This is a genomic window from Yoonia maritima (assembly GCF_043641945.1).
GTDB lineage: Bacteria > Pseudomonadota > Alphaproteobacteria > Rhodobacterales > Rhodobacteraceae > Yoonia > Yoonia maritima_B.
This window is the reverse complement of the sequence record NZ_JBHZRX010000004.1, coordinates 23,344-41,066: the sequence shown is the minus strand read 5'-3', so window position 1 is coordinate 41,066 and position 17,723 is coordinate 23,344. Positions and strand designations below refer to the sequence as shown.

23 protein-coding genes are annotated in these 17,723 nt (G+C 54.7%); 12 read left to right on the top strand and 11 right to left on the bottom strand.

Annotation, left to right across the window (positions count from 1 at the left end; genetic code table 11):
* The first annotated feature begins 28 nt into the window (after positions 1 to 28).
* From ACHUEV_RS09790 to aspS, 3 genes are all read left to right on the top strand, one after another.
* Positions 29 to 1,126, top strand: coding sequence for an aminodeoxychorismate synthase component I (locus tag ACHUEV_RS09790; protein WP_394179366.1), 1,098 nt, complete (start codon positions 29 to 31; stop codon positions 1,124 to 1,126).
* Positions 1,099 to 1,749, top strand: a complete 651-nt coding sequence (locus tag ACHUEV_RS09785; protein WP_394179364.1) for an aminotransferase class IV family protein — start codon at positions 1,099 to 1,101, stop codon at positions 1,747 to 1,749. The genes ACHUEV_RS09790 and ACHUEV_RS09785 overlap by 28 nt, the downstream gene beginning before the upstream one ends.
* 92 nt (positions 1,750 to 1,841) lie before the next feature.
* The gene (gene aspS, locus ACHUEV_RS09780) at positions 1,842 to 3,695 is read left to right on the top strand and encodes an aspartate--tRNA ligase (RefSeq protein ID WP_394179362.1); all 1,854 of its coding nucleotides are present in this window, start codon (positions 1,842 to 1,844) and stop codon (positions 3,693 to 3,695) included.
* A gap of 36 nt (positions 3,696 to 3,731) precedes the next feature.
* On the opposite strand, the gene ACHUEV_RS09775 is transcribed toward aspS, so the two are convergent.
* Positions 3,732 to 4,439, bottom strand: coding sequence for a response regulator (locus ACHUEV_RS09775; RefSeq protein WP_394179360.1), 708 nt, complete (start codon positions 4,437 to 4,439; stop codon positions 3,732 to 3,734).
* A 130-nt stretch (positions 4,440 to 4,569) separates the two neighbouring features.
* Between ACHUEV_RS09775 and mce the strand changes: the two genes are divergently transcribed.
* Both mce and ACHUEV_RS09765 read left to right on the top strand, forming a co-directional pair.
* On the top strand, positions 4,570 to 4,974 hold the full coding sequence (gene mce / locus ACHUEV_RS09770) for a methylmalonyl-CoA epimerase (protein ID WP_394179358.1): 405 nt from the start codon (positions 4,570 to 4,572) through the stop codon (positions 4,972 to 4,974).
* Positions 4,975 to 5,064: 90 nt separating this feature from the next.
* Positions 5,065 to 5,352, top strand: a complete 288-nt coding sequence (locus tag ACHUEV_RS09765) for a DUF1467 family protein (protein WP_394179356.1) — start codon at positions 5,065 to 5,067, stop codon at positions 5,350 to 5,352.
* Here the strand turns inward: ACHUEV_RS09765 and ACHUEV_RS09760 are convergent.
* From ACHUEV_RS09760 to ACHUEV_RS09750, 3 genes are all read right to left on the bottom strand, one after another.
* Positions 5,315 to 6,028, bottom strand: coding sequence for an EI24 domain-containing protein (locus ACHUEV_RS09760; protein ID WP_394179354.1), 714 nt, complete (start codon positions 6,026 to 6,028; stop codon positions 5,315 to 5,317). The genes ACHUEV_RS09765 and ACHUEV_RS09760 overlap by 38 nt on opposite strands.
* Positions 6,025 to 6,603 (bottom strand): nitroreductase family protein, encoded by a 579-nt coding sequence (locus ACHUEV_RS09755; protein ID WP_394179352.1) that lies wholly within the window; start codon positions 6,601 to 6,603, stop codon positions 6,025 to 6,027. Before ACHUEV_RS09755 ends, ACHUEV_RS09760 begins: the two co-directional genes overlap by 4 nt.
* A 279-nt stretch (positions 6,604 to 6,882) precedes the next feature.
* On the bottom strand, positions 6,883 to 8,010 hold the full coding sequence (locus tag ACHUEV_RS09750) for a hypothetical protein (RefSeq protein WP_394179350.1): 1,128 nt from the start codon (positions 8,008 to 8,010) through the stop codon (positions 6,883 to 6,885).
* Between the two features lie 216 nt (positions 8,011 to 8,226).
* Here ACHUEV_RS09750 and ACHUEV_RS09745 point away from each other — a divergent pair, with 216 nt between their 5' ends.
* Complete coding sequence (locus tag ACHUEV_RS09745; RefSeq protein WP_394179348.1) at positions 8,227 to 8,520, top strand: SH3 domain-containing protein; 294 nt, start codon at positions 8,227 to 8,229, stop codon at positions 8,518 to 8,520.
* Positions 8,521 to 8,589: 69 nt separating this feature from the next.
* Here the strand turns inward: ACHUEV_RS09745 and ACHUEV_RS09740 are convergent, their stop codons facing one another.
* The gene (locus ACHUEV_RS09740) at positions 8,590 to 9,687 is read right to left on the bottom strand and encodes a class II histone deacetylase (RefSeq protein WP_394179346.1); all 1,098 of its coding nucleotides are present in this window, start codon (positions 9,685 to 9,687) and stop codon (positions 8,590 to 8,592) included.
* A gap of 61 nt (positions 9,688 to 9,748) precedes the next feature.
* On the bottom strand, positions 9,749 to 9,991 hold the full coding sequence (locus ACHUEV_RS09735) for a hypothetical protein (protein ID WP_106354835.1): 243 nt from the start codon (positions 9,989 to 9,991) through the stop codon (positions 9,749 to 9,751).
* Between the two features lie 97 nt (positions 9,992 to 10,088).
* Here ACHUEV_RS09735 and ACHUEV_RS09730 point away from each other — a divergent pair, with 97 nt between their 5' ends.
* Positions 10,089 to 10,799, top strand: coding sequence for a M48 family metallopeptidase (locus ACHUEV_RS09730; RefSeq protein WP_394179344.1), 711 nt, complete (start codon positions 10,089 to 10,091; stop codon positions 10,797 to 10,799).
* 134 nt (positions 10,800 to 10,933) lie between these two features.
* On the opposite strand, the gene trhA is transcribed toward ACHUEV_RS09730, so the two are convergent.
* Positions 10,934 to 11,593: a PAQR family membrane homeostasis protein TrhA gene (gene trhA / locus ACHUEV_RS09725; RefSeq protein WP_394179343.1), complete on the bottom strand. Its 660-nt coding sequence runs from the start codon at positions 11,591 to 11,593 to the stop codon at positions 10,934 to 10,936.
* Between the two features lie 115 nt (positions 11,594 to 11,708).
* Between trhA and ACHUEV_RS09720 the strand changes: the two genes are divergently transcribed.
* Together ACHUEV_RS09720 and ACHUEV_RS09715 are read left to right on the top strand one after the other, a co-directional pair.
* On the top strand, positions 11,709 to 12,065 hold the full coding sequence (locus tag ACHUEV_RS09720) for a diacylglycerol kinase (RefSeq protein WP_394179341.1): 357 nt from the start codon (positions 11,709 to 11,711) through the stop codon (positions 12,063 to 12,065).
* The gene (locus ACHUEV_RS09715; RefSeq protein WP_394179339.1) at positions 12,062 to 12,409 is read left to right on the top strand and encodes a YigZ family protein; all 348 of its coding nucleotides are present in this window, start codon (positions 12,062 to 12,064) and stop codon (positions 12,407 to 12,409) included. Before ACHUEV_RS09720 ends, ACHUEV_RS09715 begins: the two co-directional genes overlap by 4 nt.
* 256 nt (positions 12,410 to 12,665) lie before the next feature.
* Here ACHUEV_RS09715 and ACHUEV_RS09710 read toward each other — a convergent pair whose 3' ends face one another.
* Together ACHUEV_RS09710 and rimO are read right to left on the bottom strand one after the other, a co-directional pair.
* Entirely contained in the window at positions 12,666 to 13,412 is a 747-nt protein-coding gene (locus tag ACHUEV_RS09710; RefSeq protein ID WP_394179338.1) for an abortive infection family protein, read from the bottom strand.
* A 4-nt stretch (positions 13,413 to 13,416) separates the two neighbouring features.
* Complete coding sequence (gene rimO / locus ACHUEV_RS09705) at positions 13,417 to 14,811, bottom strand: 30S ribosomal protein S12 methylthiotransferase RimO (RefSeq protein ID WP_394179336.1); 1,395 nt, start codon at positions 14,809 to 14,811, stop codon at positions 13,417 to 13,419.
* Between the two features lie 183 nt (positions 14,812 to 14,994).
* Here rimO and ACHUEV_RS09700 point away from each other — a divergent pair, with 183 nt between their 5' ends.
* From ACHUEV_RS09700 to ACHUEV_RS09690, 3 genes are read left to right on the top strand one after another with little or no spacing between them, the layout of a single operon-like run.
* On the top strand, positions 14,995 to 15,345 hold the full coding sequence (locus ACHUEV_RS09700; RefSeq protein WP_394179334.1) for a GerW family sporulation protein: 351 nt from the start codon (positions 14,995 to 14,997) through the stop codon (positions 15,343 to 15,345).
* 17 nt (positions 15,346 to 15,362) lie between these two features.
* Positions 15,363 to 15,923, top strand: coding sequence for a DUF2953 domain-containing protein (locus ACHUEV_RS09695; protein WP_394179332.1), 561 nt, complete (start codon positions 15,363 to 15,365; stop codon positions 15,921 to 15,923).
* The gene (locus ACHUEV_RS09690; RefSeq protein WP_394179330.1) at positions 15,920 to 16,207 is read left to right on the top strand and encodes a hypothetical protein; all 288 of its coding nucleotides are present in this window, start codon (positions 15,920 to 15,922) and stop codon (positions 16,205 to 16,207) included. Before ACHUEV_RS09695 ends, ACHUEV_RS09690 begins: the two co-directional genes overlap by 4 nt.
* Positions 16,208 to 16,229: 22 nt before the next feature.
* On the opposite strand, the gene ACHUEV_RS09685 is transcribed toward ACHUEV_RS09690, so the two are convergent.
* Together ACHUEV_RS09685 and ACHUEV_RS09680 are read right to left on the bottom strand one after the other, a co-directional pair.
* The gene (locus ACHUEV_RS09685) at positions 16,230 to 16,625 is read right to left on the bottom strand and encodes a YbaN family protein (RefSeq protein ID WP_394179328.1); all 396 of its coding nucleotides are present in this window, start codon (positions 16,623 to 16,625) and stop codon (positions 16,230 to 16,232) included.
* A 107-nt stretch (positions 16,626 to 16,732) separates the two neighbouring features.
* A complete protein-coding gene (locus ACHUEV_RS09680; protein WP_394179326.1) occupies positions 16,733 to 17,503 on the bottom strand; it encodes an SDR family NAD(P)-dependent oxidoreductase in 771 nt (256 codons plus the stop codon).
* Between the last annotated feature and the right edge of the window lie 220 nt (positions 17,504 to 17,723).

The following is a 17,723-nucleotide window of genomic DNA, read 5'->3' as shown; positions in this document are numbered from 1 at the left end:
GGCCGTGAATCGGTAAGGAGAAACGGTTTTGCGTCTGCAATTTGATCATGGCCCGGATGGCGCAGGTGTTTTCGACAACTCCAAACGCATGATTCAGGCCGAATCTATTGCCGATGTAGATCATGCACTAGCCGAACTAGATGCGGCGCTTGCAGCTGGCGATTGGGTCGCTGGCTATGCGAGTTATGAATTGGGTTACGCTCTCGAGCCGCGATTGCAGGCATTGATGCCAGCAGATCGTCGCCTGCCGTTGATTTGTTTTGGCGTCTTTGATGCGCCAGTCCGTGGTGGTGCTGCGCCGGGCCCTGCGCAGATTGGCACATTGGATCCAGCATGGGATGACGCCACATACGCCAAAGCGTTTGCAAAGGTGCATGACTGGATCAGCACTGGCGATATATATCAAGCGAACCTGACGTTCCCAATAAATGCAGCGGTGCAGGGTGACGTTCCGGCGATTTATGGGGCGCTAAAGCAAGCGCAGCCCGTGGGATATGGCGTGTTGGTTGAGCAAGATGGCCTGCCCGATCTGTTGTGCCGTTCGCCTGAATTGTTTTTCACATTAGATGGCCGACAGATCACCACCCGCCCGATGAAGGGCACCGTGCCGCGCGGTGAAACGCCGGCCGAGGACGCGGAAAACCGGGAGTTTTTGGTCTCTGATCCAAAGAACCAAGCCGAAAACCTGATGATTGTTGATTTGCTGCGCAATGATATCAGCCGCGTTTCAAAGGTTGGGTCGGTTAAGGTGCCGCAGTTATTTGAGGTCGAAACCTATGCGACCGTGCATCAGATGACGTCGACTGTGACTGCCGAATTGTTGCCAGGTGTCGGTTTGGACGCGGTTTTTCGTGCGCTCTACCCCTGTGGGTCGATCACTGGCGCACCTAAAATCCGCGCTATGGAGATTATACGTGAGCTTGAGCCGTCCCCACGCGAGGCCTATTGCGGGACAATTGGCTGGGCCGCTCCTGATGGGCGTGCATCATTCAATGTCGCGATCCGTACGTTGATGGTTGAGGGAGGGAATGCCACACTCAATGTCGGCGGTGGCGTCGTTTGGGACAGCACTGCCGCATCGGAATACGAGGAAGCACTTTGGAAAGCGCGCTACGCATCCCTTTAGACACCAAGCTAGTCGAGACCTTTGGTTGGGTTCCCGCGCAGGGGTATGTGCGGCTTGACCTACATCTACGCCGGTTAGAACGGAGTGCGCGGGCGCTCGGGTTTGCCTGTGATCGATCCGCGATTGCCGCTGAGTTGGCTGAATATAAGGGTGACGCGGCAATGCGCTGCCGGCTGACGTTGGCGGCTGATGGGACGGTTGAGGTGACCCGTGCGCCGATGCCGCCCGCGAAGGGGCGGTGGGTCGTTCAGGTCGCGGACGTGCGTTTGGATTCGGCGTATCCATGGTTGCGGCACAAGACGACGAACCGTGCATTATATGATGAGGCGCGGGCGGCTATGCCAGAGGGCGTGGATGAGTTTATTTTTCTGAACGAACGCGATGAGGTCTGCGAGGGCACGATCACGAATATCTTTGTGAGAACGCAGGATGGGAAATCGCTGACGCCGCCCCTGTCATCGGGGGTGCTACCGGGTGTTTATCGCGAGCATCAGTTGGAGCAGGGACTTTGCCAAGAAGCTGTTCTGACGCTGGATGATTTGCGGCAGGCAAAAGCGATTACATTGGGGAATTCCCTACGTGGAGAGATCGCGGTAGACTATCAGGGGCCATTGGCCCGCTAAATCCTATCATATTCGGCGACCATCCTTGACATCGGGGCGTCAACCTTGTGTATCGGCTCAACAACTCCGTGAACCCATAGGAACATGATATTATGCACGCTTACCGCAGCCACACCTGTGCCGATCTGACTGCCGCCAATGTTGGCGAAACCGTCCGCCTTTCTGGATGGGTCAATCGGGTGCGCGATCACGGTGGCATCCTGTTTATCGACCTGCGCGACCACTATGGCATTACGCAGGTTCTTTGCGATCCTGACTCGGCTGCTTTTGCTGATGTTGAAAAGGTGCGCTCTGAATGGTGTATCCGCATCGATGGAGAAGTGAAGGCACGTGACCCTGAACTGGTGAACGCGAAACTGCCAACCGGCGAAGTCGAAGTATTCGTGCGCGGCATCGAAGTGCTGGGCGCATCGAAAGAATTGCCGCTGATGGTGTTCGGCGATCAGGAATACCCTGAAGAAACACGTCTGAAGTACCGCTATTTGGACCTGCGCCGCGAGGCGATGCAGGACAACATGAAGCTGCGTTCTGATGTGGTTGCATCTATGCGCCGTCGCATGTGGGATGGCGGTTTCCGCGAATACCAGACGCCGATCATCACAGCATCCAGCCCCGAAGGTGCGCGCGATTTCCTTGTACCGTCACGTTTGCACCCGGGTAAATTCTATGCGCTGCCACAGGCCCCTCAGCAGTTCAAACAGCTGATCATGGTGTCGGGCTATGACAAATACTTCCAAATCGCGCCTTGTTTCCGCGACGAAGACCCGCGTGCTGACCGTTCGCCAACCGATTTCTACCAACTTGATTTGGAGATGTCGTTTGTTGAGCAGCAGGACGTGTTTGACACGATCCAGCCTGTGCTGACTGGTATCTTCGAAGAATTCGGCGGCGGTCGTAAGGTTGACCAGACATGGGAGCAGATTTCCTATCGTGATGCAGCGCTTTGGTATGGGTCGGACAAGCCTGACTTGCGCAACCCAATCAAGATGCAGGTTGTGTCTGAACATTTTGCGGGTTCTGGTTTTGCGATCTTTGCGAAACTGCTTGAGCAAGAAGGCACGGAAGTGCGGGCTATTCCTGCGCCAAAGGGCGGGTCACGTAAGTTCTGTGACCGCATGAACGTGTTCGCGCAAAAAGAAGGTCTGCCTGGTATGGGCTATATCTTCTGGCGCGAAAAAACAGCTGATGCTGTGGCCCAAGAGCTGGGCATCACTGTCAAAGAAGCGCAAGCTAAGCTGAAATCAGGCGAAGTCGAAGGTGGCATGGAAGCTGCGGGACCACTGGCTAAGAACATCGGTCCAGAGCGCACTGAAGCGATCCGTCAGCAACTGGGTCTTGGCCTTGGTGATGCTGCGTTCTTCCTTGGCGGGAAACCAAAGGCGTTCGAAGGCGTTGCTGGTAAAGCCCGAAACGTGATCGGCGAAGAGCTGGGTCTGACGGATATGAACCGTTTTGCTTTTGCTTGGATCGTGGATTTTCCGATTTACGAGCAAGATGAAGAAACTGGTAAGATCGACTTTGAACACAACCCATTCTCAATGCCGCAAGGTGGGATGGAAGCGCTTCAGGGTGATCCGCTGAAAGTGCTGGGTTATCAGTATGATCTGGCCTGTAACGGTTATGAGTTGGTATCCGGTGCGATCCGGAACCACCGTCCAGAAATCATGTTCAAAGCCTTTGAAATTGCTGGTTACGGCGAAGACGAAGTCAACAAGCGTTTCGGCGGCATGGTCAACGCGTTCCAATACGGTGCGCCGCCCCACGGTGGTTGTGCTGCTGGGATCGACCGTATCGTGATGTTGTTGGCTGATGCGTCCAACATCCGCGAAGTCATCATGTTCCCAATGAACCAGCGTGCTGAAGATCTGATGATGGATGCGCCGTCTGAGCCAATGAACGAACAGCTGCGTGAACTGCACCTACGCACGATCCCAGCTGAAAGCTAATACATTGGGCCGCCCCTGTTTGGGGCGGCCTTTTTGTTAGAGCGGTCCACCCGCTGCGATACGTTTTTCGACCATATCCGATAGCGCGTTCACGCCCGGCGTAAGATCGTCGCCTGTCGATTTGAGGGCTGCGAGGTCTTCCACAGCTTTTCCCAACGCATCATCCTGAGCGCTGCGCGCAACGCCATCCAAGAACTGGGTGACGTAACTGATGTTTTTGCTGTTTGGCGGTGTGTTCAGGAATTCCGAAATATGGTGCAGGTCATCGCGGTAGGCGACCAAATCGGGGTTTATCATTTCATCGGTAATTATACGCGGGCCGGGCGGTTGTTTGTCGGCGGGTAGGTGGCGCAGGATCGCGGCCTGAAACGCGGCTAGATTTGCGATTGGTTTAGGGATGAACCCATCTGCGCCAGCGGCCAACACCTGTTCTTCGATATCAGTATCGCCGCTAATGCCGATGATGACTTCGATCCGTGGTGACGCTTGCGATAGCATCTCAATCAAATCCAGACCTGATCCATCAGGAAGGCCGACGTCAATCATCACCACCGATGGCCGGTAAATGGCCAGATGGCGGCGCGCATTTTCAAGGCTATCGGCGCGACGTATCCGTGCGCCAGACCGTTGACACAGCAGGCGCAACGCCTCGCAGGCGAAACGGCTATCTTCGACGACAAGTACGGTAAGCCCAAGCAATGGACGACGCGCGGTCGGCGCTGGTGTGAGCAATAATTCGTCCATCGCGATTCTCCTCTATGGATGTGACTTGTCGCAATCAAAGCAGGACAAGGTGAACGGGACGTTAATTTGGAAACCGCATTGCACTCGGGGCGGGCTTTCGCGATATTGCGCAAAACTGGGAGAATATGAAATGATCGGTCGCCTTAACCATGTCGCAATCGCAGTGCCGGACCTTCAAGCGGCAAGCGCACAATACCGCACCATGCTGGGTGCTGATGTAGGTGCCCCACAGGATGAGCCGGATCACGGCGTGACCGTCGTATTCATCAATCTGCCCAATACAAAGATCGAATTGCTGTACCCGCTGGGTGATGATTCCCCGATTAACGGTTTTCTAGAAAAGAACCCGTCGGGTGGCATTCATCACGTCTGCTATGAGGTTGACGATATTCTGGCCGCGCGTGACCACCTAAAGGCCGAAGGTGCGCGTGTGTTGGGGAATGGAGAGCCGAAGATTGGCGCACATGGTAAACCAGTGCTGTTCCTGCACCCCAAGGACTTTAACGGCTGTTTGGTCGAACTAGAGCAAGTCTAGCCCTGAGACAAATCGCGCAAGCCTAACAACAGTGCTTGCGCGACCCGCAAAGCGGCCTATGTAGCGCAGTAAGTTAGAAAAGGATCACCTATGGGACCGACCTCTGCCATTGTGCTATTCGCTGTTGTTTGGGCGATGGTGTTTTTTATCGTGCTGCCTTTGCGCGTAAAGACCCAAAGCGAGGCGGGCGAGGTTGTGCCCGGTACGCATTCCTCCGCCCCAGCTGATCCGCAGATCAAACGCAAAGCAATCATCACGACCCTATGGGCGGTGCCAATTTGGGCCGTGATTGCAGGAACAATCCTATCTGGCGCGATTTCGGTACGCGACATGGATTGGTTTAACCGGATGGCGACGCCCGATCTGAACGCAGACTGATCGCGTGATAGAGGTGCGTGAATGTTGCCGCACCTAGGATCGGAATAAACAAGTTCACGAGCGGTAAAGACAGCGGTAGCGCCATTAGGCAGCCAGCCGCCCAAATCGTGCCTTGGTGCTGTTTTGCTAGCGCTTTGGCACCCTCGCGCCCTTCCCGGCGCATGGCGGCAAGCTGAAAATATTCCCGCCCTAGCAGATAGCCGTTCATCCCATAAAAGATGAATACGGCTGCGAAGGGTAGGATGAGGTACAGCATAAAGGCTGCGATGTTCGCGCTAATCAATATCCCCAAGAAACCAACCGTATCGCGCAGCCCTTCGAAAAAGCCGATTGCAGGTGTTGGGGGCAGGGCAGGGAAGTGTTTCGCCTCAACTGCGTCAGCGACTTCGTCCAAGAACAGCGATGTAATTGCGGAAGCAACAGGGATCATGAGGAACACTGAGAGCAAGAGCATCAGCAAAAGCGATCCCCAGCCTAGTAGGTCTCTAAACCATGTGATTTCCCCGACGACGGGAAGTGTGATTGGCTCGGACGCGAGCCAATCGATCAATCCAAGTAAACCCCAATAGCAGGCGATCAACAGTCCAATGGTCACGCCAATGCCGCGCCAAAGGACCGACTGAAACCGGCTGTCAGGAAGCTGTGCGATCGCCTTAATAAAGGACGTGAAGATCATGCATTAACCCATGTTGTGATTGCTGACAGGTCTGGGCGTGGGCGTTCGGGTGGTGTGTTGGTCTCAGTCCCAAGGTGGATGAAGCCCGCGACGACTTCGTGATCCGCGAGGCCAAGGCCATCGCGGATAAAGTCGCGGTCATGACTTGCCCAGCCTGATAGCCAATTCGCACCCCAGCCAGCGGCTAGCGCCGCGTTCACAAGCGCCAAACAGACCGCGCCTGCAGAATAAACCTGTTCGATTTCAGGCACTTTCTCAGAAGCAACAGGGGAAGAGACGACGGCAATCGCCAAATCGGCCGTTGCGAACTGAGCATGGCTTTTGGCGATCTTAACAGGATCAATACCAAGCGCAGCACCACGTTCATCAACCAGCCCAGCAAGCCGTGTCAGAGCCGCTTTTTCCAGCACGATAAAACGCCAAGGTTCTAGCTTTCCATGATCCGGCGTCCGCGCTGCTGCGGTCAACAGCGTTTCAATCGTCGCGCGGTCAGGCACCGGAGACGTTAGCGTCTTGGCCGGGCGGGACCGACGGGTCAAAAGAAAATCAAGGGCGGCTTGGTTCGGTGTGGGCATAATAGTTCCTGCAATGTGATGCCTGACAGATATGTGCCGATGAGGGAGCTGACAACCGGGACATCCTGTGGAGTGGTCAAAATGCAATATTTCACATTGGGCCCAAGTTCAGTATTACCATAACCCTACTAGCTCTGAAGGCGTCCTGCAGCGTTGTGTATTGCCTCTAAAGAATATCTGAATGCATTTTAGTCTGTTGGCCTTGTGACGAGCCTTAGCCCTGAAGATCTAACAGAGGTCGTCCGATACGCCCTAGCTGGTGTCTTTGATACCGACACTTCAGTCCAGCAGTCGTGCTAAGAAACTATACGTGGTGACAACCGGATCATTTATAATGCCCCACGACAAAGAACTGACGAGCCATGCTGTCCGTTCGGCTGGCCGAATTGTGCCGACTTCTTGTAGAAGGCCGCGCTGTCCAAGGCCGAGAAGGATAATTGCGCATATTGCGAATTGTACTGCAAACCACCGGCCCCAATCGAGACCAACTGGATAGAGTAGACAAATCGGTGCCAACGCAGCCAGAATCAGCCAGGCTGACCTTGGGCGCAAGGGCAAACTGGTATTCCATATCCTCCAGAGCGGGCCCGTCGCAGCGATCCATGCCAACGGCAAGAGCCATGACGTCCAGCTACGATTTAGAGCTGCCCATACTTTTGCCGTGCCGTTCTGAGGATCCGCTAGCCAAGTGATTGCGCCACGGCATAGCGCATTCTCCGATAAACCTCGTTGGGTAAGCGCTTCACATACCGGGGCGGCGTCAGCAATCCCGATATGGCGTATCGCGTAGTGAAGTTCAATTGTTGCTAAAAAGAACAGTAGCGCAATAAAAAACCAAGTGTAGCGGCGACGCAGTAATGGAGCGTGTAGCAACCACAGTAAAACGAGCCATGCGGGTAGCAGCAAGATTATGATCTCATGGCCTAGGCCACCAATAAGCATCAAGATACCTGTAAGAATGAGGCGCGCCATGCCACCGCCAGGTTGTGCAAGCCAGACAAGTGCGGCAAGACCGATCAACTCCTTGCGTAAAGATGAGCTTGGATCGATTCCCCACAGAATCGCGAAAAATCCTGGAGAAAAGACGACAAGTGCCATAACGCTACGTTGTTGTCGTAGTAAGAGCCGAGCGAAGCCAAAGAAAACAAAGGTAACTAGTGCTGTCTGTATGGCGATTACCATAAAAAGTGGAGAAACCTTGAGTGCATCAGAGAGAGTCAATAGCAGCTCTCCGAAAGCACCACGTCTTACCGGGCCTGACGCTAGTGAGATTAGCCAATCACCCTGTTGCCAGATGTGACCGCCTGCGTGCCAATTGTCGTGCAGTAACTCTAGCTGAAAGCCAAACCCAACCAGTAGGATCCCTAGCGCGCTCAATATCCATGGATCGCGGAGGATGGTGGGCATGGTCAGTCCTAAAATTGGTTCGCCTACAGATACGTTCTCTGGGATGTCCTGACAACCGCGTGGTTATAAACCGTTGAGGTGAAATCTCACGACAGCAGGGAGTGCACGATTGCAGCTAAGGGCCGTCTCAGAGTAGGTGCAGTGACAGGTCGCGATAGTAGACTAGGAATGGACCAGCTATCAGTCTATTGATTGGAAAACGAATGGGGTCAGGTCATGCATCGCACTGCAATTTCAGCTATTTTGACGATTATGCTTGTTGTTGGCTGCAGCGAGATATCTGGTGAACGCGTTGTGGTCGAACGCGCTGGGCCGGATGACTTGCTTAAGCTGCGGTCAGGTCCGGGGCTTGGCTATAATGTGGTTTTGGGCCTGCCTGACGGAACCTCGCTTATTCGTCGTGATTGCGTGACCGAAGTTGGGCAGCTTTGGTGTCGGGTTTCGCTTGCTGAGGCGCCGGGAGTCACGGGTTACGTTTCTGCCGATTATCTCGCGGAGCGTTCGTTTTAAGCGCAAAGTTGGCTTTCTAGGTTTGACGATGCTGACAGTTTTTGTGTCGTGCGCCTGTCATGTGACTTCTCACAAGCTCTGTTCCATCACCCCAAGCACCCCGTCTAGATAGGCGTCGAAACCAGCGTCGGGTTGTCGTAGTGGGAAGACCTCGGCGAAGGGGTCGGGGGCTGTGATGTTGCTGCCGGACAGTGTTTGCAGGACCGCGTGGCCGCAGAAGGGCACGTAGGTTTTCGAATAGCCGCCTTCGTGGACCATCAGTAGTTTGCCGTCACATATTTCATTCGTGAGTGTCATCACCTGTTTGGTCATTTGTGCGAATGTGTCTGCGGTGGCGAGCATGCGCCCCAGTGGGTCGTTGGCAGCGGCGTCATAGCCACAGGCGATGATCAGCACATCGGGCGCAAAATCTCGGATCGCGGGCAGGGCGAGCCTGTCCATCGCGGCAAGATATCCTTTGTGCCCCGTGCCGGGCGGTAGGGGGATGTTGAGGTTGTAGCCCGTTCCTGCGCCGGTGCCGCGGTCGGCAAAGGCGCCTGTGTCCATCGGATAGTTGCGGTCTTGGTGGATTGAAACGGTGAGCACATCGTGCCGGTCATAGAATACGGCCTCGGTTCCGTTGCCGTGATGTACGTCCCAGTCTAGCACGGCAAAGCGTTTGGCGAGCCCGGCAGTGCGGGCCGCCTCGATCGCGATGCCGATGTTGTTAAGCAGGCAGAACCCGTTCGGAAAGTCAGGCAGGCAGTGGTGCCCCGGTGGGCGCGATAGGGCGTAGGCGTTGGTGAGTTCGCCTTTTAGAACGGCTGCTAACCCGGCCTTGGCTAGCCCTGCCGATAGTGCCGCGAGTTCGTACCCGCCAGGGCCAAAGGGCGTGCGGCGTCCCAGTTCCCCGCCACCAGCGTCTGACAATGCTTTGAATTCATCAAGATAGTGGGCTGGGTGAACCCGAAGTAGGTCTTTGCGCGTTGCCATTTCGGCGCCGCGTATGTCGAGTTCGCGGGCTAGACCGGTGACTTCGATCAGGTTTTTCAGGCGCCGTTTGGTTTCGGGGCTTTCAGGGAGGCCACCATCTAACGGTTGCACCAAACCGCCAACGGGCAGCATCCCTGCGTAGTTTCCGCCACTGTGCCAAAAGCTGCGTTCGTCCCAGAAGAAACCTGTTGTCATTGGTGAGCCCCCTTTGTTTGGGGTACCCTCGCCGAAGCAGCGTTAGGAATGCAAGAGGCGTCTAAGCCTCCTTTGGCTTGCGTAACTGATAGACGCCCTCTGGCAAATCAAGCGCGGCTTGCAGGTCGCGTAATTGGCTAAATGATATGGTGATTTGCATCACCTCATCGGTGCGCGGATCAAGCTGTGTGACCGTGACGCAATCATCGAACGCGTTAACCGTTACGTCTTCTAACAAGGGGGCTTTGCCCTCGTCCACGAGGGTCACAACGGTCGCGTCATATTCGTGTTCTATCGTAAACATGATTTCAGCGTAGCCCGGGGTTGCAAGTTGCGCAATCGGTACTGGTCATAGGTTGCGACCGTGTTAATGTGCATGCTGTTAACGAGAGGAAGACCCGATGCGTTTGACCCCAATTGCGCTTGTCTTAGCGATGGCCGCTTGTACGCCCGTTGTTGTGGATGAAGGCCCCGCAGTAGCACCCCTACAGCAAACGGCGAATGTACCCAAAGTTTCGCGGGCACAAGCAATGAACAATTATCGTCGTGCCGTTGCACGAGTTGAACCGGTTGCAGAGGCGTTGTGTCGCCAACGTGCCCCATCATTGAACTGCGATTTCCGGATCGTCGTTGATGATCGAAACGGGGAGGCGGTGAACGCCTATCAGACGCTTGATAACAATGGCCGCCCGATATTGGGGTTCACGACCGGGTTGATCGCAGAGGCGCGCAACGAAGATGAAATCGCCTTTGTCATGGCGCATGAAACAGCGCATCACATCGAAGGGCATATTGCGCGACAGCAGCAGAATGCGATGATGGGTGCGGTTTTGCTGGGCGGTTTGGCCGGTGCGTTGGGGTCGACCAGTGCCGATGCGATCAATAGTGCGCAGCGGATTGGCGCGACGGTTGGCGCGCGGTCCTATTCAAAGAACTTTGAGCTGGAGGCAGATGCCCTAGGAACCCGGATTGCACATTCTGCGGGGTATAACCCGCTTCGTGGCGCGCAGTTCTTTTTCCGTATTCCTGATCCGGGCGATCGGTTCTTGGGAACACACCCGGCCAATGGGGATCGGTTGAAAACCGTACAGCGCGTCGCAGCTGGCCTGTAAAAATGAAAAGGGTGCCGCCAAAAATTTGCGACACCCTTTAATTACAAAACTCAAGATCACCTCAGGACACGCGACTTAAGCTCGAAACATTTAACTTGTTACATGTACTGCAATAACGGCGGGCTTACGCCTCGTCAGGTCATGAATTCCATACCTTTGGCAATATGTGCTAACCCTATTGCTATCGCGACGAAAAAACAGGCTGAGGCGACGACCACGAATCCGTGCCAGATCGCGTTTGAGAACTTCATATTTTCGGCTGCGTAAAAGATCACACCAAAGGTATAGAGTAACCCTCCGATGGCGATCAGCGCCATGGCCGTGCCGGGGATGATTTCCCATAGTGACCAGATAAGCAGTACACTCAGCCAGCCCATGATGAGGTAAAGCGCAGGACCAAACCGCCCGGGTGTGCGCCAGAAAAACAGCTTGAGCGCCATGCCGATCAACGCCAGTCCCCACACGACGGCCAAGACCAGATAGGAAAATCCGGTACCGATCATCACGACAAGCGGCGTATAGGTGCCAGCGATTTTTAGATAGATCGCAGCATGGTCGAAGCGGCGTAGGGTGGGGCGGATGCTTTCCCAAGGGGTCATGTGATACATCGCAGAGGCGGTGAAATTCGCAATCAGCGTCGCGCCATAGATCGAGATTGCAGCAATATGGCCGGCTGATGCGACGCCAAGCGCCCAGACGATCAGCACGGTTGTACCGGATAGTGCGCCGATTACGCCAAGCGCATGCATTGCGCCATCTGCGATCCGCTCTGCACAGGAATAGATCGGATACATGGGGACTCCTTATTATTGCCACTAGCCTATGGCACGCGTAGGTTTGGTCAATTGTTCCGTCAGGTCATAGCAACGGCGATGGCGGTAAAGAAACGGTGAGGCAAGGAAAACTGATATGTGGCAACAGGTTATGCGGGTGCGGCAGCGTGCGATTTGGTCTTGGGAAGGGTTCGCCCACGTCTGGAAAACCGAAGGGTCGCTGGCCCAGTGGATCGTTGCGAATATCGTGTTTGGCATTCTTGCGCTGGTGCTGCCTTTGACGGCTGGCGAACGTGGGATGCTGCTGATGGGCGGGATCATCGTGCTGGCTGCGGAATGTATGAATACGGCGATCGAACGTATTGTCGATGATATCAGCACTGAAAAGCGCGATGCGGCGAAGCAGGCTAAGGATTGCGGGTCTGCTGCGGTGGCTGTGACGGCCATTGGTGTGGGCGTTGCTTGGGTCTGTGTGATCGCGCGCTTACTTTGAAAATCATCACGAATGTTGTCAGTGATCGCGGATCGAAATACGCGGTTTCAGGTGGGCCAGTAGGGTCCGCTGACGAGGCGCGTGATTTCATTAAGGCGCTGTGCAAGAACAAAAAATTCGCGAAGGCCACACATAATACTTGGGCCGTTCTGCTGCCTGACGCGCCGCTAAAGAACGACGACGGCGAAAGCGGTGCGGGCATGGTGATCTTGCGGATGTTAGAGCGCGAAGAACTGCACGGTCACATCATCGTGGTGACGCGGTGGTACGGCGGCAAGCACCTTGGCGGAGATCGGTTCCGGCATGTGCAGGACTGCGTGCGGACGTATATTGAGGCGCTTTAAAGCTGTCGGAACTGCGTCGGATTATTGTCGGACACACGTATGGCAAAGGGGTGTTTGCCCGATTGTTTTGCCCAACAGTAAGGCGGCGCTTGGACCGAGGGGGTGAGCGCCGTCTTGCAAACGATCCGGGGGATCGTTTGAGGCGCGAACGCGCGGAGCGCAGGGGGTGCGTTGCGTTTGTATTCTATCCCATCATCTGGGCGCTGCCCGGCGGGAAGTTTGTAAAATTCAGGCGCGTTAAGGAGAAGTGGCACTTTCACTGACTTTTAGCTTGCCACGTCTCGGTTATGAACGTGGCCATAGTAACTGCAAGGTTTACTGCCAACGCAGCGTGACGAGGTTTTGGTTTGACTGGTTTAGGTTGATCGACATGAGCATCACCGAGCTTGTTCCTTAGCGATGAAATATTGGCGACGATTGAAGTGCAGTTTCCAAGAATGGTTTTAAATACAGTTTCGTGATGCTGACTAGGACTTAGGTTTAACGCTTCACTACATTTTGCCCACAGTTTGGGTATATCGTCCTTATTTGAGTGATCTATTTCTAGATCATTCAAGATAGCTTTGCATGTGGCTTCAAGTAGTGTTCTTGCCATTGTTATCGCACCTTCAGGGTCATTCTCGACCCTGTTTGTTGCTTTATCCCAGTAAGCATGGACGTCTGCTTCGCCGTGAATTCGTAATTTTTCGTTAGTGATTTTAGCAATTGGGCTAGTTTCGCTAAACTCAATTCGTTCTATTCGTGGGGCAAATGCATCCCAAATCAGTGTCCTGCGTTCTGCATACGTTGGCTTTTCATATTTAATCCAACCCCAAAACTGTTCCAGTCCACTACACCTTCTTAGAAAGCTTGGTGCTACATCTTTTAATGTTGAAGAACTCGCAATTTCTTTCCGGAGTTTAATGTATTCGGCGTCGCCGCCTTCAAAGCTTTCACCGGTCGCTTCGGCGACAAGGCCTCTCTGTAACCGATGAACCCTATCGAGAAGGGTTTCTTCAAACATTTTATTACCTAACAGTTTTTCCCCACAAATCGTACTCCCCGGCTTCCTCAACTTCAACTTGTAAAACATCACCCGCGGCCAACCCTTTGGTTCCTTCGTCGATAAACAGGTTCCCGTCGATCTCGGGGGCGTCGGCCCATGTGCGGCAGGTGGCGATGCCGTCTTCGTCGATGTCGTCGACGATGACCTCTAGGGTTTTGCCGACCTTGGCTTCGAGTTTGGCTTCGGAAATCGCTTGGGCTTTGGCCATGAAGCGGTCCCATCGGTCTTGTTTGACCTCTGGCGCGACGTGGTCGGGCAGGGCGTTGGAGCGCGCGCCTTCGACGTTTTCGTACTGAAAACAGCCAACGCGGTCGAGTTGGGCTTCGTCCAGCCAATCAAGCATGTGCTGGAATTCTTCTTCGGTCTCGCCGGGGTAGCCCACGATGAATGTGGAACGCAGCGTGATGTCGGGGCAGATTTCGCGCCATGCCCGGATTTCATCAAGCGTCTTTGCGCCCGCCGCTGGCCGCGCCATCCGCCGCAGCACATCGGGGTGCGAATGTTGGAACGGGATATCGAGATAGGGCAGGATGCCGTTGTTTGGGTCCGCCATCAGCGGGATCAGGTCGCGCACGTGCGGGTAGGGGTAGACGTAGTGCAGCCGCACCCACGCGCCCAGTTGACCCAATTCGCGCGTGAGGTCGAGTATATGGCTGCGGACTTCGCCGTCTTTCCACGGATTAACGTCATATTTACGGTCCAGCCCATAGGCTGAGGTATCTTGAGAGATGACGAGGAGTTCTTTGACGCCAGCCTGCACCAGCTTTTCCGCCTCGCGCAGGACAGCGTGCGCTGGCCGTGACGCCAGTTTGCCGCGCATATCGGGGATGATGCAGAATTTACACTTGTGGTTACAGCCCTCGGATATCTTGAGGTAGCTGTAGTGCCGCGGTGTTAGGGATACCCCTGTCGCGGGCAGCAGGTCGATAAACGGATCAGGGTTCGCGGGCACGGCTCTGTGCACTGCATCAAGCACCTGTTCGTATTGGTGTGGCCCGGTGACCGCCAGAATATTGGGGTGATGTTCCCGGATGTAGTCGGGTTCTGCACCGAGGCAGCCTGTCACGATGACTTTGCCGTTTTCGGTCAGCGCCTCGCCAATCGCATCAAGGGATTCTGCCTTAGCGGAATCAAGGAAACCGCAGGTGTTCACGATGACCGCTTCGGCACCGGAATAGTCGGGCGAGATCGCGTAACCTTCGGCGCGTAGCCGGGTCAGGATGCGTTCTGAATCCACCAACGCCTTGGGGCACCCGAGGCTGACCATACCGATGGTCGGCTGGCCGGGGCGGCTGGCGTCAGTAATCTTGGCCGCAGGGGCAAGGTCGGGGCGGAGTGAAGGTGGGTTCTGGGTCATAGCCGCCATATAGCGAAGGGCGGAGGCGTTGGGAATGGGGAGATGTGCACGCCTGTGCGTCGTTTTCGCGGAAGGTAGCAACAAACTGAACGTGTGTTGCCCCAATTGATCGACATCAAAGGTTGTTCGCTGCGGTCTGGCAGAATGCCGTTGTGTTTCTAAGCCAGATGAAAGGACGAACAGATGGAAGACGTCGAACGCCTGCTGAAAGGCACTGTGGAAGAATTAGATCGACTTTTGAACGCGAAGAACGTGCTTGGTGACCCGATTGAGAAGGGGGCTGCCACGGTCATACCTATTGTAAGCTATGGATTTGCCTTTGGCGCGGGTGGCGGTGCGAGCCCCAAAAACGGTGATGGTGCCGTGACTGGTGGCGGCGGTGGGATCAAGCCACTGGGTGCGATCATTATTGATGAAAAGGGTGCTCGGGTGGAATCAGTGCAAGGGCCGATGACGACGCTGGCCGAAGTGTTGGGTTCAACTGCAGGCAAGGCCATTGAACAGGCCGCCGATAGCACGAAATCAAAGAAGTAAAACGCTGAGTAGAAGCTATGGCTTTGGCGCTTCTCATCATTCTCTATTTGCTGCTCGCAATTGTTGCTGTGCTGATCTTGGCGCTGGTTATGCCGCTTCGGATCGAGCTGGTGGTGACAAAGAACGATGCTTGGCATTTATCGGGGGCTTTGCGTCCGTTTGGCCGTTTTGGCCCCCGAATTGCGATGTCGAAGGATGTGGATGTTGTCGAAGCTACGCCAAAGGCAAAGCCCGAAAAACGCAAAAAACGTGGCGGCTGGAAGCGTAGGCCGCAAAGGATTGTGAGTTCTGCTGTGCAACTCGTTAGGGATATCATTCACTGTATCCGCTTAAACGCGGCGACTTGCGATCTGACGTTTGGGCTTGGTGATCCATGTGACACCGGACAGGCGTTTGGTTTTATGACGCCGCTGATTTACGGCACCTCCGCCAGTGATCGGGTGCGTTTAAATGTGGTGCCGGACTTTGATCGGGCCGTGTTTACGGGGCGAATGGCAGTTGATTTTTCATTTGTACCGGTCGCGTTGTTGGCGCCTGTCGCCCGCTTTGGCTGGTCAACCATGGGACCGAGACGATGAGCTGGACAATAGATACTCCCGTTCGTGTTGGGGCAATCACCGTTGCTGCGATTGTCGAGACAGAGCTATCCATTCGCACTGCTGATCCTGGATCAATGGGCGTTGGTACGAAGCGTCCGCTCTTGCTGTTGTTGGCACGTGGGAACGAGATTAGCGCCATTGATATGAATGCGCATCCTTACGAAGCCGAAGAGATAGAGTATCTCTATCCAGAGGCTATTGCGCGCATGAGATTGTTGTTGCGCGATCTTGTACCAGAGCAGAGCGAGGTGCGGTCCGACTAAAGGTACCGTTTTGATCGTATTTTCAGGCACTTCCATTTGGTCGCGTAAGGACAAATGTGCCCGCGCCAATCATGCAAGCGGCTTGGATCATGATCACCATTGGCGGCATCCTGAAAAAGATGCTTGCCGTTAGGGCCGCGCCCATCATGAGGATTGCCATCGCCTTGTATCGTGGCGCGATGGCGCCTGTGGCTTTCCAATCTGCGATCATCGGGCCAAACGTCGCGTGGTCTTCTAGTCGTTTTTGCAGTCTTGGCGATCCATTCCCAAATGCAAACGCGGCGAGGATTACGAATGGAGTTGTCGGCAATACCGGCAAAACAACCCCAATCGCGCCCAGCCCAAGCGACACCCAACCGGCGAGCAACCACAAGCCTTGGAATAGGGTTTTCCTAGAAGAGCCGAAAATTCGCGCCACGGGGTAATCCTTTGGTTGGGTTATCTTACCCTGATGTTGGACAATCCGATACAGATTCGAAATGCAGCTTGTTAGTTAGTTGTTGCAAGAACCTATTCAAGGCTCGTCTACTTTTCCTGCATTTTGCGGATGTTTTTCAGAATTACGCGGCGTGGCAAGAACGGGAATACCCAATTAAGCAGGAACGACAGTTTTGCTTCGTTGATCACGCGCAGCTTGCCTGCCTGCATGGCTTCATATCCGCATAGTGCGACTTGAGCCGGTGTTGCGCCTTTTTGTCTGGTAAGCCCGGTCCCTTCGAGCGCTGCTACCTCGGCAAATTCTGTGTGCACGTAGCCCGGTTCAAGCACTGTGACTGTCACGCCTTTTTCACGCAGTTCTTCGTCCATTGCTTGGCTAAAGCTGGACACATAGGCCTTGGTCGCGAAATAGGTCGCTTGCAGTGGGCCGGGCATATAGGCGGCGGTTGAACTGACGTTCAGGATTTTGCCGCCGCCATTCGTTGCCATCCTGTTTCCGACATGGTGGCACAGGGTTACCAAGGCTTTGACGTTCAGATCGATCATCGCAAGGTCGCTGGTCAATGTCCTGTCGGTAAATACGCCGTGCCCGCCAAAACCTGCATTGTTGATGAGGATTTCGATTGGGTGATCTTTGACCGCTTCAAACAGCGCGTCAGCACCGCCGTCGGCCCCAAGATCAAGAGCAACTGTTGTAACGCTGACCTTATGCGCGGTTTCAAGTTCAGATTTCAGCGCATCCAGTTCCGCACCGCGCCGCGCCGTGATGATCAGGTCACCGCCTTTGCTTGCGTGCAGGCGGGCGAATTCTCGGCCGATCCCAGATGATGCGCCGGTGATGAGTGCGGTATTTGGCATGGTAGATCCCTTTGTAAGCGGCATTGGTAAGCGACCCGTCCTAACGACGTTAGTCGGCTGCGCCTGTTGTTCAGTTCAATGTAGTTGCAGCTAAAGCAATTAGAAGAGGCGGCCGTACATGCTAACGAGGACACGTTATGCAACGTTGAGAATGAGTGCTGTTCTCCAAACATGCTTGGGTTGTAAAATGGGCGACATTTTCATCACGGCCCCAAAAATA

What these genes read in the sequence shown, in the direction of transcription:
- aspS (WP_394179362.1), top strand. Translation starts at nt 1,842, where the DNA reads ATGCACGCTTACCGCAGCCACACCTGTGCCGATCTGACTGCCGCCAAT.
- ACHUEV_RS09775 (WP_394179360.1), bottom strand. Translation starts at nt 4,439, where the DNA reads ATGGACGAATTATTGCTCACACCAGCGCCGACCGCGCGTCGTCCATTG.
- mce (WP_394179358.1), top strand. Translation starts at nt 4,570, where the DNA reads ATGATCGGTCGCCTTAACCATGTCGCAATCGCAGTGCCGGACCTTCAA.
- ACHUEV_RS09765 (WP_394179356.1), top strand. Translation starts at nt 5,065, where the DNA reads ATGGGACCGACCTCTGCCATTGTGCTATTCGCTGTTGTTTGGGCGATG.
- ACHUEV_RS09760 (WP_394179354.1), bottom strand. Translation starts at nt 6,028, where the DNA reads ATGATCTTCACGTCCTTTATTAAGGCGATCGCACAGCTTCCTGACAGC.
- ACHUEV_RS09755 (WP_394179352.1), bottom strand. Translation starts at nt 6,603, where the DNA reads ATGCCCACACCGAACCAAGCCGCCCTTGATTTTCTTTTGACCCGTCGG.
- ACHUEV_RS09750 (WP_394179350.1), bottom strand. Translation starts at nt 8,010, where the DNA reads ATGCCCACCATCCTCCGCGATCCATGGATATTGAGCGCGCTAGGGATC.
- ACHUEV_RS09745 (WP_394179348.1), top strand. Translation starts at nt 8,227, where the DNA reads ATGCATCGCACTGCAATTTCAGCTATTTTGACGATTATGCTTGTTGTT.
- ACHUEV_RS09740 (WP_394179346.1), bottom strand. Translation starts at nt 9,687, where the DNA reads ATGACAACAGGTTTCTTCTGGGACGAACGCAGCTTTTGGCACAGTGGC.
- ACHUEV_RS09735 (WP_106354835.1), bottom strand. Translation starts at nt 9,991, where the DNA reads ATGTTTACGATAGAACACGAATATGACGCGACCGTTGTGACCCTCGTG.
- ACHUEV_RS09730 (WP_394179344.1), top strand. Translation starts at nt 10,089, where the DNA reads ATGCGTTTGACCCCAATTGCGCTTGTCTTAGCGATGGCCGCTTGTACG.
- trhA (WP_394179343.1), bottom strand. Translation starts at nt 11,593, where the DNA reads ATGTATCCGATCTATTCCTGTGCAGAGCGGATCGCAGATGGCGCAATG.
- ACHUEV_RS09720 (WP_394179341.1), top strand. Translation starts at nt 11,709, where the DNA reads ATGTGGCAACAGGTTATGCGGGTGCGGCAGCGTGCGATTTGGTCTTGG.
- ACHUEV_RS09710 (WP_394179338.1), bottom strand. Translation starts at nt 13,412, where the DNA reads ATGTTTGAAGAAACCCTTCTCGATAGGGTTCATCGGTTACAGAGAGGC.
- rimO (WP_394179336.1), bottom strand. Translation starts at nt 14,811, where the DNA reads ATGACCCAGAACCCACCTTCACTCCGCCCCGACCTTGCCCCTGCGGCC.
- ACHUEV_RS09700 (WP_394179334.1), top strand. Translation starts at nt 14,995, where the DNA reads ATGGAAGACGTCGAACGCCTGCTGAAAGGCACTGTGGAAGAATTAGAT.
- ACHUEV_RS09695 (WP_394179332.1), top strand. Translation starts at nt 15,363, where the DNA reads ATGGCTTTGGCGCTTCTCATCATTCTCTATTTGCTGCTCGCAATTGTT.
- ACHUEV_RS09690 (WP_394179330.1), top strand. Translation starts at nt 15,920, where the DNA reads ATGAGCTGGACAATAGATACTCCCGTTCGTGTTGGGGCAATCACCGTT.
- ACHUEV_RS09680 (WP_394179326.1), bottom strand. Translation starts at nt 17,503, where the DNA reads ATGCCAAATACCGCACTCATCACCGGCGCATCATCTGGGATCGGCCGA.